This window comes from Peribacillus sp. YIM B13482 (genome assembly GCF_042787975.1).
Lineage (GTDB): Bacteria > Bacillota > Bacilli > Bacillales > DSM-1321 > Peribacillus > Peribacillus simplex_A.
Genome location: NZ_JBHZPF010000056.1, coordinates 1 through 17,175, shown reverse-complemented (window position 1 = coordinate 17,175; position 17,175 = coordinate 1). Strand labels below are relative to the sequence as shown.

Sequence of the window (17,175 nt, the reverse complement as noted above, 5' to 3'; positions counted from 1 at the left end):
TAGTTTTTTATTTCAGAAAAAGGGTAACTATAAGGATAGTTGTAAAAAAATATAAGGGGAATCAATCATGAAACTTACACCAGAGCAGCGTATTGAACTTCACGGCTTTAATAATCTTACGAAATCTCTAAGTTTTAATATGTATGATATTTGCTACACAAAAACCAGGGAAGAGAGAGAGGCCTACCTGGATTATATCGATGAACAATATAATGCAGAAAGGCTTTCGAAGATCTTGCACAACGTTTCTGATTTAATAGGTGCACACGTTTTAAATACGGCCAAGCAGGATTATGTCCCTCAAGGCGCCAGTGTAACCATTCTTGTTTCAGAAGGTCCTGTCGTCGAAGTACCTACTGGAACTTATGAGGAATCACCAGGGCCCTTACCTGATAATGTGGTCATGCAACTGGATAAGAGCCATATTACTGTTCATACATACCCTGAATTCCATCCAAATGAAGGCATTAGCACATTCAGGGCCGACATCGATGTCTCTACTTGTGGAGAAATATCACCGCTTAAAGCTCTTAATTATCTGATCCATTCCTTCGATACCGATATTATCACGATTGATTACCGTGTAAGAGGGTTTACGAGAGATAAAGATGGGCGGAAATTGTTCATTGACCACGATATTAATTCCATTCAAAACTATATTCCTGATGAAGTAAAGGGTTTATATGACATGATTGATGTGAATGTATACCAGGAAAATATATTCCATACAAAATGTAAGCTGAAAAGATTCGATATTAATAATTACTTATTCGGTTATACAGAGGAAAAGCTGAAAACAGAAGAAAGGCAGGTAATAATAGAAAGGCTTCAAACGGAGATGGACGAAATTTTTTATGGTGCCAATGTCCCGCATCCAACAGAAAAGAACAAGCATGCCGATTAAGGGATGCTTGTTTAAGTGAAATATTAATTTAACTGGAAAACATGAACCAATACATAACCGAGACACGTTAATAAAATTGAGCCAATCAATCCAGCAATAAAAGGTTTTCCGCCATATTTTTTAAAAGTGACAAGGTCAATATTCAATCCTAGTCCTGCCATGGACATAGCCATGAGGATATAGGAAAGCATAACAAGTTTTTCGGCTATAAGTTCAGGAACTGCCCCTGTAGAGTAGAGGGCACTCATTAATAGAAATCCAAAAATAAACCAAGGTATCTGAATGGACTTCCAGGAAAATCTCTTTCCCTTATCTGTTGATCGCTCTTTCCAACTCATGATGAATCCAATTAAAAGGGCTACGGGAATGAGCAGGGCCACCCTAGTCAATTTGACCATGACTGCCAAGTCGACTGCTTCATTTCCCCCTGGTGCTGCAGCAGCGATGACGTGAGCAATTTCATGTAGTGTCGCACCCGAAAATATGCCGTAACCTGGATCGGATAACCCCAAAAAGGGATAAAGAATCGTGTAACCGAAAGTGAAGGTTGTACCTAAAACAGCAACCGTCGCTACAGCTATTGCTGTATCTTTTTCTTTTGCTTTAATTTGGGAGGAAATTGCGAGGACGGCAGCAGCTCCACAAATTGCTGTACCACAAGCTGTCAGTAAGCCTAGCTTTTTTTCCACTTTAAATAGACGGGTCAATCCATAAACTACCAATATAGCAAATATTAGACTAATGGCTCCAACAGCAAACGTTTTCGGGCCGGCGTTAAAAATATCCTTCAGGTTCAAGCGCATCCCCAATAAGATAATGCCCATTCTCAAAAGGACTTTACTCGAATAATTTGTCCCAGCGACGGCGTAAGCGGGTACGCCGATAATCGATTTCCAAACAACACCAATCAGTATCGCAATGACTAGCTGTCCCAATATATGAAGGAATGGAAGCTCTGCTAAGTATTTAGCTGCAATAGCAATTAGCAAAGTTAAAGCTATTCCTTTTGTAAATCCAAGTTTTCTAGTTTCAACCTCTGTTCGTTCCAGTGTGATCACTCCATCTATGTTGATGCCTTTACTTTAAAGCTTAATTAAGAATAAGTGAAATATATTTTTGCTATTTCAATGATTACTTCTACTTATGATAAAATAGAATGCATAGGTAAATAAGGAGGTAACCATGGATCCTTTAAAAGTATTCGTAACCGTGATAGAACAGAAAAACTTTTCTAAAGCTGGGGATATTCTGAACCTGTCGCAGCCAGGAGTCAGTCTCCATATTAAGAATCTGGAAAATGAGTTAGGAACGAAATTAATTTATCGTTCTCCCAAACAAGTTCAAATAACAGAGCCGGGAAAAATTTTATATAGACATGCAAAGCAAATGCTTGATCATTATGAGACAGCAATAAGAGAAATAAATGAATTTAATAACGTGGTTAGCGGAACGATGAAAATAGGTGCAAGCTTCACGATAGGGGAATACTACCTTCCAAAAGTTTTAGCAGAATTTGCGGCTCAATATCCGATGGTGGACATACAAATCATCATCTCGAATTCTAATGAAGTCATACAAGGAATACGTTCGAATAAGCTTGATATAGGCTTGATAGAAGGGGAAACGGATTATAAAGATATCGATGTCAGACCCTTCATGAATGACGAGATGATTGTCGTCGTCCCCCCGGTTCATCCACTTTCACAGACGGATATCATCGAGGGCACATTGCTCCAAAACCAAACATGGGTACTTAGGGAGCAAGGATCGGGGACCCGTACATATTCGGATAAACTTCTGAGCAGTCTGGAACTAAACATAAAGAAAACCTTTATTTTCACCAGTATCCAAGGAGTAAAAGAAGCGGTGATGGCCGGACTTGGCATTGCCTTGTTATCCCGTTTGACTGTACAAAAAGAATTGAAATCCAATGAATTGAAAACCTTTCATTTGAAAAATGAACCCATTATAAGACCTTTTTCAATCGTGAAAAAGTTAGACTTTGAAGCATCAAAAGCCATGGATCTATTTTTAAGGAAGGTAGAAGACTTTGCGATAAAGGGTCATCCTAAATAAAACCTTACACTTTAAGCCCATCCTTTACATTTCATGAATGAAGGGGATGGGTTTTTATTGAATGACGAATTTTTTTAAATTTTAATGAAAACGTCGAAAGTATTATGGTATATGTCAATCAATAAACAATTTTTACGTATTTTAACATAATTACCAACATATAAATTAAATAGGTAGTCTCCAGGAACTTTTCAGTCCCTGTAGGACTTTTCCGCATTTATTAATCTTAAAAGGAGCAACCACATTGGTTATAGAGCAGAAAGATAAGCGGATTTCTGTTTTCGACAGAATTATAGGGTTCATGCCAAAATTATATGTGATTGGAACTATTTTAATTTTTGTATATACGCTTGTTGCGATGTCTCATTTAGGTATCCAAACTTGGAATAAGCCAGAGGAAGCTGTTGATCCGGTAATTACACAGAATCCCCCTATTTCTGAGGGCTTTGAACATACATTGATTACATTAATCATCGAGCCGATCGTAACTTCAGAATTTTATCAAATTATCTTTAACACGTTATTTCTTTACCTTGTATGGATACTGCTTTTCCTATTAGCACCGATTGCTTTTTACCGTTTAAAGCACTTTAAGTTTTTTAATATAGAAATTGAAATTGAAAAACAAGATGCAGCCGTTTATGAGGTGTTCAGCGTGAGCAGTTCGAAAATGAAATTTGCTGCGTATTTAACATCAGAGGAATATCAATTGGAAATATCAGAGGAAATTGCCAACAGCAAGGACTTTAAAACCCCCTTAATCTATACGTTGGACAGTGCCATGGACTTTTATTCCAATCAATTAGGACTTTCCTTTACCTATGATATCTATACCTTGAACCAATTCAAGAAAGCGAAGCTGCCTAAATCCATCAAAGCGATGCTTGATAAGTCTATCCAAACCGGTGATCCGTGCATAACGAATAAAAGCAACAGTGATAGTGAATTTTACAAAAATTTTCTTCTCCATTATTTTGAAAACATGGACGGAAAATTTGTCACTGTCTTAAATAGCTATCAAACTGAATTCGATACATTTGATAAATCACTGCTTAAGATCCTGCAAAATGTCATATATGATTACTATTTGCAGTATAACTATATTTATGGTGTGAGCGAGAAAATGGAAAAAAATGAAGAGCTTTCCGATAATAAATAAAAAAACCACCCTACAAGTGGTTATTTTTTTTGGAAAGGTGATTGTTAATAATATTTTGTACAATTACATTATTTCCAATGAGCTCAGACGATTTATTTACGTGTTGTTCCCGAAAATCCATGTTCTTTATTTTCTTAGACTTTTTCCCTTTTTTAAAATTATTGAAGGCATTTAAAAAAGCTATCTGAATCACTCCCCTTATAGATTAGTATATTCATATGACGGATAAAATTTCATGAAATACCTCTATTCACAGAAAAATATTTTGCGGTTTTAATTGTTGAAAATTACCTAAGCAAAGGAATTATAGACATTCTAGAAGAATTGATTTTAATTTAGAACGAGGAATTTATAAGCACTAATTATTGATTACTACGGCTTTTTTATAAAATATAAAGAAATTTCATTAAAAATATTGTATAGTTAGAATGTTGGGATTCGAACAAACATTCGTTTCTTGGTAACAGAGATTACTTCTTAGTAGGACAGGAGAGAGACAGTGAACGGTACAGCACACATGGCATTAGGGGCAACAGTTGGATTCTTAACGGCAAACACACTTCAAACAGATCCAACGACCACTTTATTCTTGGTTGGCATTGGGGGGATTTCAGGCCTTATGCCCGATATGGATATTGATGGGAAGTTAAGTAATAGGATTACTTTTTCACATAAGTTTATCCGAACGATAGCACAAACGATTGGTATATTAATGATCATTTATAGTCTTTTGGAAGGCACTGATAAGGAAAAGTGGATCGGTGTAGGAGCAGGAATCGGAATCATCATCATTTCATCATTCATGAGACAAAGGCATATGCTGACCTTGACTGGATTAGCGGTTTTAGGCGGCGGTATATCTTTGCAGGAAAGCTGGTTGTGGCTGTTAGGCGCCTATATAATCCTGGCATCCTTTACACCACATAGAAGCTATACCCATTCGATTGCCGGTATCGCTTTCTTTGGCATCATTGCTTTTCAATTCGAAGCCTTTATGGGGATTGACGGAATTTTGACTACTTGTTTATTCGGATACATAAGTCATTTAATTGCAGATTTGAAATGTTTACCTTTTAACAAACGTGGGGTAAAGTTATTTCTACCATTTTTCACAAAAGAATTTTGACAGTGGTTTTCTTACCGCTGTTTTTCCATGAGGAATAGTAAGTTTTAAAATAGGTGCTTTCAAAAAGGCGGAAGTTGGAAGCTTGATTCGACTTATTCTTATGTTTTATATGGTCATTCTTCCTATATCTACTAAATGTAACATATTTGTAAAGATCCTGTGATGCGAGTGATATACCTATTCTAGTATATTAGGTTTAGCAAATCACATCAGGGAGTAAAAAAATTTGTTTAAGAAAATTGTCGTCGGATTGTCATTGGCTATCATGCTTGTAACCGCATCCTTTGCTGGGGACCAAGTGGAAGCTGCTTCATATCATACAAAAGCGATTAAAGTGGCTAAAAGTGAATTAGGTACAAAATATATAATGGGTGGCATTTCTTCTTCAGGTTTTGATTGCTCAGGTTTAGTGAAGTATTCATATCAAAAGGCTGGTAAGAATTTACCAAGAACCGCCGCTGACATATATAAAATAGGAAAGAAAGTCAAAAGCCTGCAAAAAGGTGACTTAATGTTTTTTGCACCAAATAAAGCGAAAAAACCTACACATGTGGCTATTTACATAGGAAACAATGAATTCATACACTCTGCATCATCTAAAGGAGTGTCATATGCTAAAACCAATAATAGTTATTGGAAGCCAAAGTATATTGGTGCGAAACGTATATAATAGAAGAAAATCAACCTTAATATAAAAAACTCTTTCAGTTTGTAGTCAAAAAGGTTTCGGAATGGTATAATTCCGAAACCTTTTTGATTTTTTATTGGAATTGAAGCAGTTATAAGGAAAGCATGGCATGGGTTGGACAACGAGGGGACTTATAAGAAAGTATCTTTATGACCTCAAGTTTTAATACTACTATTTTTAAAAACAAAAAAGACTGTGGGGAAAAGTGTTCTATCTAAAAGTTAAAACAAAGTAGATTGGAACGGGTGTTCGAGATTCCTGCAGGAAAAACGCACCGAGGGAGGACCGCCTACAGAAATAGAGTGCCTGGTGGCAACGATCAAATTTGAAAAGACCCTAAAAAATTGTAGATAATTTTCATCGAGTTTGTCTACAGTCGGTAAGAGACTTAATGAAGTCTCTTTTTTTGTTTTAAAAAATGAGAGTGGCTGAGGCATGAGGACAAGATTATGATTAGTCCTGAAAAAGGGTGAATTGGTGTTTTGTTAATAGTTTAGGCTATGGTTATCCTGAACGAAGTAATCAATCATGACTGAATATACTAAGAGGATACATAGAATCTTTTTATTTGACTGGAAATGGATAGTTTAATATGCTTAGCAAACCAATCCGAGGGCGTTTTTAATTTATTTCAAAAAAATTCCCAGACAAAAATCTTGAAAGTCAAAGAAGGTCAATGTATAATAAAAACAGAAAGTCAAAGAAGGTCAAAGTTTTTTGTGAAATTACCGATATTAATACTAAAGGAGGAGTACTACATGCTTTGTGAAAAATGCCATGTAAACCAAGCTAATATTCAAGTACATCTTAATATGAATGGTCAGGAGCATGAAGTTAAACTGTGCTCCACTTGTTATAAAGAAGAGCGAAGTAAACTTGGAGCAGCGATGGGCGGAATGGATACAGGGCAGTTCCAATATAACGGATCCCTAAATTCATTCAATCCATTTAATTATAATGAAGTTCCTAAACCGGATTCCGTTGAACACAATGATGGCGGAGGATTGCTTGAAGAGTATGGCCGCAATCTGACCGATGTTGCTAGAGCAGGACTGATTGATCCGGTTATCGGAAGAAATGAAGAAATAAAACGTGTCATCGAAGTCCTTAATAGACGTAATAAAAATAATCCAGTTTTAATTGGTGAACCCGGAGTAGGTAAAACAGCCATTGCTGAAGGTCTGGCTTTAGCCATTGTTTCAGGTTCAGTGCCTGGTAAATTACGTAATAAGCTGGTATATATGCTTGATGTCGCGTCACTTGTTTCGAATACTGGAATTAGAGGTCAATTCGAAGAACGAATGAAGCAATTGATCAGTGAATTACAGGAAAGAAAAAATGTCATTTTATTCATCGATGAAATTCACCAACTTGTGGGTACGGGCTCAGCCGAAGGGTCAATGGATGCAGGAAATATTTTAAAACCGGCACTTGCACGCGGAGAACTTCAGCTTGTCGGAGCCACCACTTTATCTGAATATAGGAAAATTGAAAAAGATGGTGCCCTTGAGAGACGCTTTCAGCCTGTACAGGTTAATGAGCCGACAACAGCTGAGACATTGGTCATCTTACAGGGTTTAAAAGAAAGTTATGAATCTTATCATGGAGTCACATATAGTGAGAAAGCACTAAAAGCGGCTGTTGAACTCTCGAACCGATACATTCAAGATCGATTCTTGCCGGACAAGGCAATCGACTTGATGGATGAAGCAGGTTCCAAGTTGAACTTGACCATTGAAGACGGCCAGGTAGAAAACATGAAAGAGCGCCTGGCGCAAATCTATAAAGAAAAAGAAAAGGCCTTAAAAGAAGAAGCATACGAAAAAGCTGCAGTTCTTCGTGATGAAGAAGAAAAATTGGAAAAATCTTTACAGGCTGGAGAAAATGCAGTTAAACCAACCGTTAACGTTGAAGACATTCAATATATCATCGAACAAAAGACTGGTATTCCTGTAGGTAAGCTGCAAGAAGATGAGCAAGAAAGAATGGTCAATCTTCAAGAGGAACTTATGAAAAAGGTCATCGGGCAGGAAGAGGCTGTCAAAAAGGTTTCTAAGGCCGTCCGAAGAAGTCGTGCCGGGCTAAAATCCAAAAAACGTCCAACCGGATCTTTCCTTTTTGTTGGTCCAACAGGTGTCGGTAAAACCGAATTGGCGAAAACTCTAGCTGAGGAATTATTCGGGGACAAGGAAGCGATGATCCGTCTTGACATGAGTGAATTCATGGAGAAACATAGTGTTTCTAAATTAATCGGTTCTCCTCCTGGATACGTAGGACACGAGGAAGCGGGACAATTGACTGAAAAAGTTCGCCGCAAACCTTACAGTATTATTTTATTGGATGAAATCGAAAAGGCTCATCCAGATGTAATGCATATGTTCCTTCAAATCATGGAAGATGGCCGGTTAACGGACAGTCAAGGCAAGACAGTAGCTTTTAAAGATACAGTGATTATCATGACGAGTAACGCTGGAGTCGGTGAAAAACAAAAAGTAATGGGATTCGGAACAAGTACAGCTGTAGAAGAAGCATCAATCCTCCAAGCATTAGGCAGTTTCTTCAAACCGGAATTCCTGAACCGTTTTGATAGTATCATTGAATTCTCAGCTTTAAAGAAAGAAGATCTTCTTCAAATCGTTGATATCATGATTCAAGAACTTGATGAAACACTTGCAGCAAATGGTTTGTCTTTAGATGTAACTCATGAAGCGAAACAAAGGCTAATTGAACTCGGATATCATCCAACTTTCGGAGCGAGACCGCTCCGCCGTGTTATTCAAGAACAGCTCGAAGACGGCATCACTGATTTTATCTTTGAGCAGCCTGAAGTTAAGAACTTCACTGCAATTGTGGAAGGGACTTCTGTGAAAATTATTAAAACACCATAAAGAGTACTAGAAATGCCTCCAAGACCGTAAAACTGTTATGGAGGCATTTTTTTATCTTTTTCAGGTTTTACTTTTTATAATGGCCATTCAAAAGGATAGCAAAGGTCCAGTCAGGAACTTGAATCACTTGAGGCATTTGGTAATTTAAACTGTAAAATCCGCTAGTTGATTTCTGAATCTTCAACATAATCTGCAGTGAGGATGTTTTGAAGGGTAATATCTGCGGAATAATAGCATACGGTAAGATTCACCCTTGATTTTAAATAAAAAATTCCTGTTCTAATATGGGAATTTCAATGGAGGAATGACCTATTAAAGATTCGCTTTCTTCTTTTGAAGAGGAAAATACCAATATTCGAAAACCCGTGGATATAAAAACCGAAAACCAGTCAGAATCCCTTCCGATTGCAAATATTAATCCAGTGAACCCGGCAGAACTAGATGAATTTTATTACTATGACGGAAAAGATTTGGGGAACTCCTATCAAAAGGATAAAACGGCATTCCGGTTATGGGCACCTCTTGCATCTGAAGCTAAACTAGTTATTTATAAACATTGGGATGATTCAGGTGGAATGGAGATTCAGATGGATCGTTCGGAAAAGGGAACCTGGACCATTGAACTTACAGGTGATCAGGATGAATTGATTTATACATATAAAGTGAAAGTGGGAGAAGTCTGGAGTGAAGCCGTAGATCCCTATGTTCGTGCAGTCACGGTAAATGGTAATAAGGGAGTCGTAATAGATTTAACGGACACGGACCCTGAAAAGTGGACACGGGATAAACCACCGCTCGACAAAGCTGAGGACATTATCATTTATGAATTGCATACACGGGATTTGTCGATTCATCCTGAAAGTGGAATCCATCATAAAGGTAAATTCTTAGGAGTAATTGAAACCGGAACCAAAGGTCCAGAGGATGTGAAAACGGGTCTTGATCATATAAAAGATTTAGGTGTAACCCATGTGCAATTTATCCCCATATTCGATTTTGCTACTGTCAATGAAATGAAATTGAATGAACCACAATATAACTGGGGATATGATCCGAAAAATTATAACGCTCCCGAGGGCTCTTATTCGACTGACCCGTATCAACCAAAGGTCAGGATCCGGGAGTTAAAGGAAATGATCCAAGGCTTACATGATCACGGATTACGAGTAATCATGGATGTTGTTTATAATCACGTTTATTCCGTGGATGATTCAAATTTCAATAAACTGGTTCCCACCTACTTTTTTCGGTATAACGGTGACGGTACCTTATCAAATGGTACTGGTGTAGGAAATGATACCGCGTCTGAACATAAAATGATGCGGAAATTCATCGTTGAATCCGTAACCTATTGGGCGAAAGAATTTAACCTTGATGGTTTTCGTTTCGATTTAATGGGAATCCATGATGTGGAAACGATGAATGAAGTGAAAAAGGCGCTGGGAGAAATTGATCCGACCCTTATTGTTTTAGGCGAAGGCTGGGATATGAACACCCCCTTGGCCCAAGAGCAGAAAGCCAATCAAAAGAATGCTTTTAAAATGCCTGGCATCGCTCATTTTAATGATGCTATCCGCGATGGTTTAAAAGGATTTGTGATGAATGAACATGATAAAGGGTTCATTAATGGCAAACCAGGTATGGAAGATATTATAAAAAAGGGCATCGCTGGCGGTTTGAAATATGATGAGAATATCGCCACATACAAAAAACCAGATCAAGTGATCAATTATGTTGAAGCACATGATAATTATACTTTATGGGATAAGCTTCTCATCACTAATCCTGATGCGACAGAACAAACACGTAAACAGATGCATAAACTGGCTTCAGCAATTGTCTTACTGGCACAAGGAATTCCAATGATCCATGCTGGACAAGAATTTATGCGTACAAAGGGTGGGGATGAAAATAGCTATCAATCTTCTGATTGGATTAATAGGTTGGATTGGAAAAGAAGAGCGGAGTTAGATCGCGAAGTGGAGTATATGAAAGGGCTGATTTCGCTCAGGAAAAACCATTCTGTATTTAGGTTAAGCACACCGGAAGAAATTGAGGAGCATTTACAATTCATCGATGCTCCACCAAATGCAGTTGCCTTCACTCTAAAACATAAGGATTACAAAATTGCAGTGATTCATAACGCAAATTGGGACGCGATAAGCATTACACTTCCCCATGAAGGAGAATGGTCCGTTTTAGTGAATGGACAGCAGGCAGGCCTGGGGGGTATAGAAAGGATTAAAGGGAGTCAGGCAACCGTTGCAGCTTTAAGTTCGTTTGTATTGAAAATAAACTTGTAATCAATTGAACTAAAGTCGAAGTGAGAGAATGCTGTTTCTCACTTCGTTTTAGATCATTATTTGATATGAAATCTATTGGCGGAATTAAATCCTCCATTATGTACTCTCACGTTTGAGAAAAAAACGTCGGGGTAGAAAATTATAACCTGTATTATATCATTTTTTATAAGGGAGCGATTATTTTTCTCAGATAAAATACATATAAAAATCAAAGGTGCCGAGGCCAGGCTGGACGGTAATCGAACGATATTACAAATGCTAACAGTAAGCTTCATGTTATCATCCTAGTTTAGGAACTATTCTATCGATATAATCCGTATCAATGCATCCTTTGCGGCCGTAGTGTTGAAGCAGGCCAAGCTGACAGGCCACTGAAACATTGACTTGATTGAAGCAAAACGCCCACGTGTCATTTTGGATAATAATGTTCCAATCAATGAATCCTCATGTGTATCATGTGGACACTGTTCCACAGTTAGCCCGTGTAATGGAATGATGGGAAAAGGAATGGAAGGTGAAGCAGGATTTTAACAGGCATTGCTATACAGAACTCAAGGATATCGAGAGTACCCTTTTGGAATATGAAGAAGTGATTAAAGAATCGTTTAAAGTGATGAAAGGCATGCAGGCCGTGGGATTTTTTCAATGGTTAGAAGAAAGGGGACAAAGTGCTGAACATTCTTGCCAGGACAGCAGATACTCCCGAAACGGCAAATACGCTTAAAAATCTCTTTCTCATACTTGACATCGTTCCTTGAATGACCAAGAATTAAAACAAGCGATGACTTTCCTTAGGAGAAGATACAAGCAATTTAGAAAGAAACACCCAATTACCAGAGAATCAGCAATTGTATAAAGCAAATGAAACAGTGGACATAGAACGGCCGATTTCCAGAATGTCCTACGATCCAGTAAGGAACGAAAATAAACGAAAGACCAGCTGGGATTTGGATTACAGCCGGAGTTTCGCTCGTAGCCATTCCGCTTACTTTGTCGAAAAGAAATAAACAGAAGCAAATAAATTGAAAACCTTTTTATTATTTTTATGAGTCCTTATCATGATACGAAGACCCTTATCATATCAATTAAAGGAGACTTATGTACCTTTTGTGAATTATCTTGTAGAAAGTGCATCCCATAACATAAAATGGAAGTATCAAAAATATTCAAGGAGTGTATAAATGAAGACTAAATTAATGACCATGACTTTTGGGATCTGTTGTTCTTTATTACTTTCAGGCTGTTCGAGTGAAGGAGAAAGTGTTGTTCAAAAAGAAAGCAGTCATGAAGGACATCCAGCACATACAGTATCCGGTGACCTTCAGGAAGAGACAGGCAGTAAGGACATAGCACCGGATTTCTTATCTGAAAAACCAGAAGAAATGAAGACCATCTATTTATCTGTTGCTCAAAATAAAGATTTACTAGAAAAAATACCTTGTTACTGTGGTTGCGGGGAATCAGCGAACCATAAAAACAATTACGATTGTTTTATCCATGAGAATAAGAAAAATGGGGAAGTGGTTTGGGATGACCACGGGACAAGATGTGGAGTTTGCTTAGAAATAGCTGCACAATCCATTTTAGATTGGAATGAAGGTATGAGCATTAAAGATATCCGGAATAAAGTGGATGAAAAATACAAAAGTGGATATGCCAAACCGACACCAACCCCTGAGGTTTAAGGATTTGAAAGGTAAAAATAAGTGTTTTCTAGTATAGAAGTAGTTCAAGTACCAGACAGACATCTTAACAAAAAATGGTGCAGTTCAGTTCAAAGTCAGGCAAATACGTTGTTCTGGACGGCAACGTGGAAAAAATATACAGTTATAACTTAACAAAAAACAGAAAGTTGTCTACAGTTATCATAACGCTGGCAGTGGATATGTAATACCCGAGGTGTCACTTCAGGAGTGATTTTGTACTATAAGTAAATATAAAAAAGTCCAATTTCTCAGCATTAAAATTGAGAAATTGGACTTTTTATCGTTACTCCGGAAAAGTGCCCGATTACAGAAGATCTTAATTACGAACATTTCTTTTACGATGTTTCAATAAACTGCTTTATGCTTCCCCTATTCCAATGCCAAGTAGAATTATATAAGGGAGCCTATTAATATTATAGAGATTATCAATCATTTTTTGAAACGTAGGAATATAAGCGATTTGCCGAGTTTTGTTGATGCCTATATCAAGTATCAATATGGGCAATTGTTATGGTCTGCCAGGTGTCGGGAAAACACTGTCAGCTAGACATTATGCCCAGTGGGAATATCTCGAGAAGCAAATCAATTATGAAAAAGTTGAATGGATAGATGCTCATGCTGATGAAAAAATCTTAGATTGTCATACACTTTTCTATACTGCCCCACCCGTCATTGCAACGAAATTAACCAGTGCCATTCATGTATTGGGGATGCGATTCAATAAAGTGAAAGACGTCTATCGGGTACGTATTAGTGAGCAAGTAATGAACACTTCTAACGCTTTCGAGGATTCACTTAATTATAGTCGATGAAATCGATCGTTTAAAACTGAAACATTAGGAACAACTTCATGATATCTATGTTCAACATGGCGTAGCCATGATTCATCGGGATTCCAGGGATGGAAATAAGGTTAGCGCGTTAACCTCAGCCTTACTTCCGTATCGGTTTTGCACACGAATTTCAGAAGCTTAGTAAAGACTAGATGTACCATATCTTAGAATACTAATGGGATGAAATCGGTATCTCTATTAATAAAGGGGACCTTTCCGATTATGAGGCACTCACTAACATCATGAAAGTCACAACGGCAATTTTAGACTCATTGATCGGCTATTTACTCAAATTGAACGTATTCTTGAAATCAACCAGCTGACTTCCATTACCACAGAAGTCGTAGAAGCTGCACTAGCTAGCTAGTAATTGGACGTAAATAATGACGAAACCCTGCTAATCTTCTCATGTGAAGGTAGCTGGGTTTTAAAGTTGAATGTGAAAAAATAGCATTTAAAATAAGCGCAAATTATCGCCTAAAGTGACAGATATTTTTTAGAGAATCTCTTTTCTATAACCAAAAAACGATCGTTTATGGAATAAAGTACAAACTGGAACCTAACCATGCAAATAAAAACAGGTATTGTAATATATTCCAAGTTAATATATACTACATTACAACAGTAATGCACCACATCTGAAGGAGGCGGAAACAATTCTAAATACGGATAGTACTAAGCCTATTTATGTGCAAATTGCAGATTGGATTGAATCGGAAATTTTAAATGGCCATTTTGAAAGTGACGAAAAGGTGTACTCACAATACCAATTAGCTGAAATGTATACGATCAATCCTGCAACTGCAGCAAAGGGCCTCAATCTTCTGGTGGACGAAAATATCCTGTATAAAAAGCGAGGACTTGGTATGTTTGTCGCTGGTGATGCAAAAGAAATCATCATCTACAAACGAAAAAACCAAACATTGAAACGATTAGTACGGGAGTTGGTTTTAGAAGCTAATCGATTACAAATAAGTGAAATAGAATTAATCAAAATGATAAAAGTGGCAAATAATCAGGAGGCTGAACAATGAGGGTGATTGAATGTACGGATTTAACGAAAACTTATTTAAGGAAAAATATTTTAGATAAGCTCTCTTTTTCAATTGAAGAAAATAAAATAACGGGATTAATTGGTCGAAATGGAGTTGGAAAAACGACCTTACTTAAAATTATTGCTGGATTCATCAAAGAAACGTCAGGACAGGTCAAGGTTTTTTCTGAAAGACCATATAACAGCCTGAACGTCTCTATAAACTCCATCTTTGTGGACGACCAAATGAGTTTTCCACCAGCCATACCACTTGGTGAAATATTAACAGTGGCGGGGAACTTCTATCCAAATTGGGATGGGAAATTAGCTAAGCGCTTGCTTGACTTTTTTTCTTTTGATCCAAAATCTTATCATAATCGGCTTTCGAAAGGAAAAACAAGTACCTTTAATATGGTTATCGGCTTAGCATCCCGTTGTCCGTTAACAATTTTTGATGAACCAACTACAGGAATGGATGCGGCAGTAAGAAAGGACTTCTATCGAGCATTGCTTAAGGATTATATTGCTTATCCACGTACTATTATTCTATCTAGCCATCACTTGGATGAAATTGAGGATTTACTGGAAGAAGTGCTACTCATTAAAGCTGGGAAGAAACATTTCCAGATGTCAATCTCTGAGTTAAAGGAATGGGCAATCGGATTAAAAGGAACAACGGAAGAAGTACTTAATTTAACGAATGGAAAGGAAATCCTTTTTAAGGAATACTTAGGTGTGAATACGATGTATGCTGTTGTAAAAAATGATTTTTCTGAGTCCTTACTTAATAAAGCTCGAATTGTAGGAGTGGAAATCTTACCCGTTAAATCAAGTGACTTATGTGTTTACTTAACCAGTGAAACGAAAGGAGGAATTGATGATGTCTTTAACAAAAGTTAATTTGAAGAAAACGATAAAAAAACAATACTTTTTTAAGCTAAAAGCAAATATAGATGCTTATAGTTCACTCATTGGAATCCAGTTATTAGCACTTCTCTTTTCAATTGGTGGTGTTAGCTCAGCTGGAATGGGAGGAAGCAACATTAGTGTTAATATAAAATACTATTCTGCAGATTTAGTCATTGGTTTCACACTGATATGGGCTTTCGTTACAGCGATTACAATAACTGCGAAACCATACAGAAATCATGATTTTACTTTCGTAACCAATCGCCTTAGTAGTAGTCTATCGAATATTCTCTTTTTATTAACGTCAAGTATCGTTGGGAGCATCACTGCCATTCTGGCTGGGAATTTGTTGGAAGTCTTAGCTTATGTTTTTCTTGATGAGCGGATTTATGGCGTTCACGCTGGGCTACAAGAACTTGTTATGGGTATAGGTGTAACAATTTTTTATGTTTTCTTCGTTACCTCCATTGGCTACTTTATTGGGACACTAGTCCAAGTAAGTAAATTGTTTATCATTCTTATTTCTGTTTTGTTATTTGGAACACTATTTCTTGAGGCCTCAATGCAAAAAGAGCCTTTTCTCGTAAGCGTATTTACATTTTATACGATGGAATCGACGCTTTCTCTATTTATTATCAAGGTGGTTGTAACGGTTGCTGTATTTTTTACAGCTGCTATAAGCATCTTGAATCGAATGGAGGTAAGACGATGACCGTTATGACAGCAATATTGCCGTTAGTCATTCTAATTCTTATATTTGGTGTTTTCATTTTTATGGTTAGGTTTGCCGGAAAATTTGCAACTCCCAAAGTAACTCACTGGCTTCTCTTCATCTATATTGGCATACTACTTCTCGGCACGGCTTTTGTCCCTTTCATCATTGATGATTCGATGAGTCAGAAAGGAATGGAAAAAGTGGTGGATACAAACCGGGAATTAAGTGATTTATATTCGAATCTTAATAAGGGAGAGATCGACCAGGTTGATGCTGAGTATTTAATGAAAGAAAGGAACTTTAGTAATTACCAAAATCATACAATAAAGGTCAAATCTAGTAACGGTGACGGTTCGCAGATTTTTGTAGAAAGAAAGACAAATAACGATGACACGATTGAAGCTTTCATTTTTGGCAATGGATTAATAATAGACTGTTATGATTTTTCTAGAAAACTGAAGCCTTATCATCTCGAGTTAATGGATGATACCCTTACCATTAATCTTCCTCAACAACAAGATATTAATCTTATAATAACTAAAGCTGATTTTCCAATACGACAATTTACAGGTGAATCGATCTTAAATCCATCTTTCAGTACCGACCAAGTCGTTTATTTACGAATACCCAATAATCTTGAGTTAATAGCTGATGATCATGTCTTTCTTGAATTTATTGATAAGTAAACGAATGGTTGAGAGATTTTCTTCTCTTTGCATAGAATACAACCATGTTATAAAGTTTGTATGAGAGTACAGATGGAGTTAGTATAGTTTCATGGACACATTTTAGTTAAGTCCTTACAATGATTTTTGAGAGGATGTGTCCGTCTTGG

The 17,175-nt window shown here is 37.1% G+C and carries 12 protein-coding genes and 4 pseudogenes; 15 read left to right on the top strand and 1 reads right to left on the bottom strand.

Features of this window, described 5'->3' with window-relative positions; genetic code table 11:
• Window positions 1-67: 67 nt before the first annotated feature.
• Window positions 68-904, top strand: coding sequence for an adenosylmethionine decarboxylase (gene speD / locus ACFX4L_RS21010; RefSeq protein ID WP_061463279.1), 837 nt, complete (start codon window positions 68-70; stop codon window positions 902-904).
• Between the two features lie 23 nt (window positions 905-927).
• Here the strand turns inward: speD and ACFX4L_RS21005 are convergent, their stop codons facing one another.
• Window positions 928-1,953: a YeiH family protein gene (locus tag ACFX4L_RS21005; RefSeq protein WP_289338327.1), complete on the bottom strand. Its 1,026-nt coding sequence runs from the start codon at window positions 1,951-1,953 to the stop codon at window positions 928-930.
• Window positions 1,954-2,086: 133 nt separating this feature from the next.
• Between ACFX4L_RS21005 and ACFX4L_RS21000 the strand changes: the two genes are divergently transcribed.
• From ACFX4L_RS21000 to ACFX4L_RS20935, 14 genes and pseudogenes are all read left to right on the top strand, one after another.
• Entirely contained in the window at window positions 2,087-2,980 is an 894-nt protein-coding gene (locus ACFX4L_RS21000; RefSeq protein WP_089362286.1) for a selenium metabolism-associated LysR family transcriptional regulator, read from the top strand.
• A gap of 244 nt (window positions 2,981-3,224) precedes the next feature.
• A complete protein-coding gene (locus ACFX4L_RS20995) occupies window positions 3,225-4,139 on the top strand; it encodes a hypothetical protein (protein WP_377383279.1) in 915 nt (304 codons plus the stop codon).
• Between the two features lie 499 nt (window positions 4,140-4,638).
• Complete coding sequence (locus tag ACFX4L_RS20990) at window positions 4,639-5,265, top strand: metal-dependent hydrolase (protein WP_377406093.1); 627 nt, start codon at window positions 4,639-4,641, stop codon at window positions 5,263-5,265.
• A gap of 226 nt (window positions 5,266-5,491) precedes the next feature.
• Window positions 5,492-5,935 (top strand): C40 family peptidase, encoded by a 444-nt coding sequence (locus ACFX4L_RS20985; protein WP_377383275.1) that lies wholly within the window; start codon window positions 5,492-5,494, stop codon window positions 5,933-5,935.
• Window positions 5,936-6,711: 776 nt separating this feature from the next.
• Window positions 6,712-8,841, top strand: coding sequence for an ATP-dependent Clp protease ATP-binding subunit (locus ACFX4L_RS20980; protein WP_377406091.1), 2,130 nt, complete (start codon window positions 6,712-6,714; stop codon window positions 8,839-8,841).
• A 311-nt stretch (window positions 8,842-9,152) separates the two neighbouring features.
• Window positions 9,153-11,144 (top strand): annotated as a pseudogene (pulA, locus tag ACFX4L_RS20975) (type I pullulanase); the annotation flags it as partial.
• Between the two features lie 299 nt (window positions 11,145-11,443).
• Window positions 11,444-11,672, top strand: a pseudogene (locus tag ACFX4L_RS20970) (hypothetical protein); the annotation flags it as partial.
• A gap of 125 nt (window positions 11,673-11,797) precedes the next feature.
• Window positions 11,798-11,884 (top strand): annotated as a pseudogene (locus ACFX4L_RS20965) (DUF1641 domain-containing protein); the annotation flags it as partial.
• Between the two features lie 441 nt (window positions 11,885-12,325).
• Window positions 12,326-12,829, top strand: coding sequence for a PCYCGC motif-containing (lipo)protein (locus ACFX4L_RS20960; RefSeq protein ID WP_377383271.1), 504 nt, complete (start codon window positions 12,326-12,328; stop codon window positions 12,827-12,829).
• 468 nt (window positions 12,830-13,297) lie between these two features.
• Window positions 13,298-14,050, top strand: a pseudogene (locus tag ACFX4L_RS20955) (AAA family ATPase); the annotation flags it as partial.
• Between the two features lie 322 nt (window positions 14,051-14,372).
• Window positions 14,373-14,717 (top strand): GntR family transcriptional regulator, encoded by a 345-nt coding sequence (locus ACFX4L_RS20950; RefSeq protein WP_377383269.1) that lies wholly within the window; start codon window positions 14,373-14,375, stop codon window positions 14,715-14,717.
• The gene (locus ACFX4L_RS20945; protein ID WP_284470718.1) at window positions 14,714-15,616 is read left to right on the top strand and encodes an ATP-binding cassette domain-containing protein; all 903 of its coding nucleotides are present in this window, start codon (window positions 14,714-14,716) and stop codon (window positions 15,614-15,616) included. Before ACFX4L_RS20950 ends, ACFX4L_RS20945 begins: the two co-directional genes overlap by 4 nt.
• The gene (locus ACFX4L_RS20940) at window positions 15,597-16,337 is read left to right on the top strand and encodes a hypothetical protein (protein ID WP_377383266.1); all 741 of its coding nucleotides are present in this window, start codon (window positions 15,597-15,599) and stop codon (window positions 16,335-16,337) included. The genes ACFX4L_RS20945 and ACFX4L_RS20940 overlap by 20 nt, the downstream gene beginning before the upstream one ends.
• Window positions 16,334-17,026 (top strand): hypothetical protein, encoded by a 693-nt coding sequence (locus tag ACFX4L_RS20935; RefSeq protein WP_377406089.1) that lies wholly within the window; start codon window positions 16,334-16,336, stop codon window positions 17,024-17,026. The genes ACFX4L_RS20940 and ACFX4L_RS20935 overlap by 4 nt, the downstream gene beginning before the upstream one ends.
• Window positions 17,027-17,175: the final 149 nt, after the last annotated feature.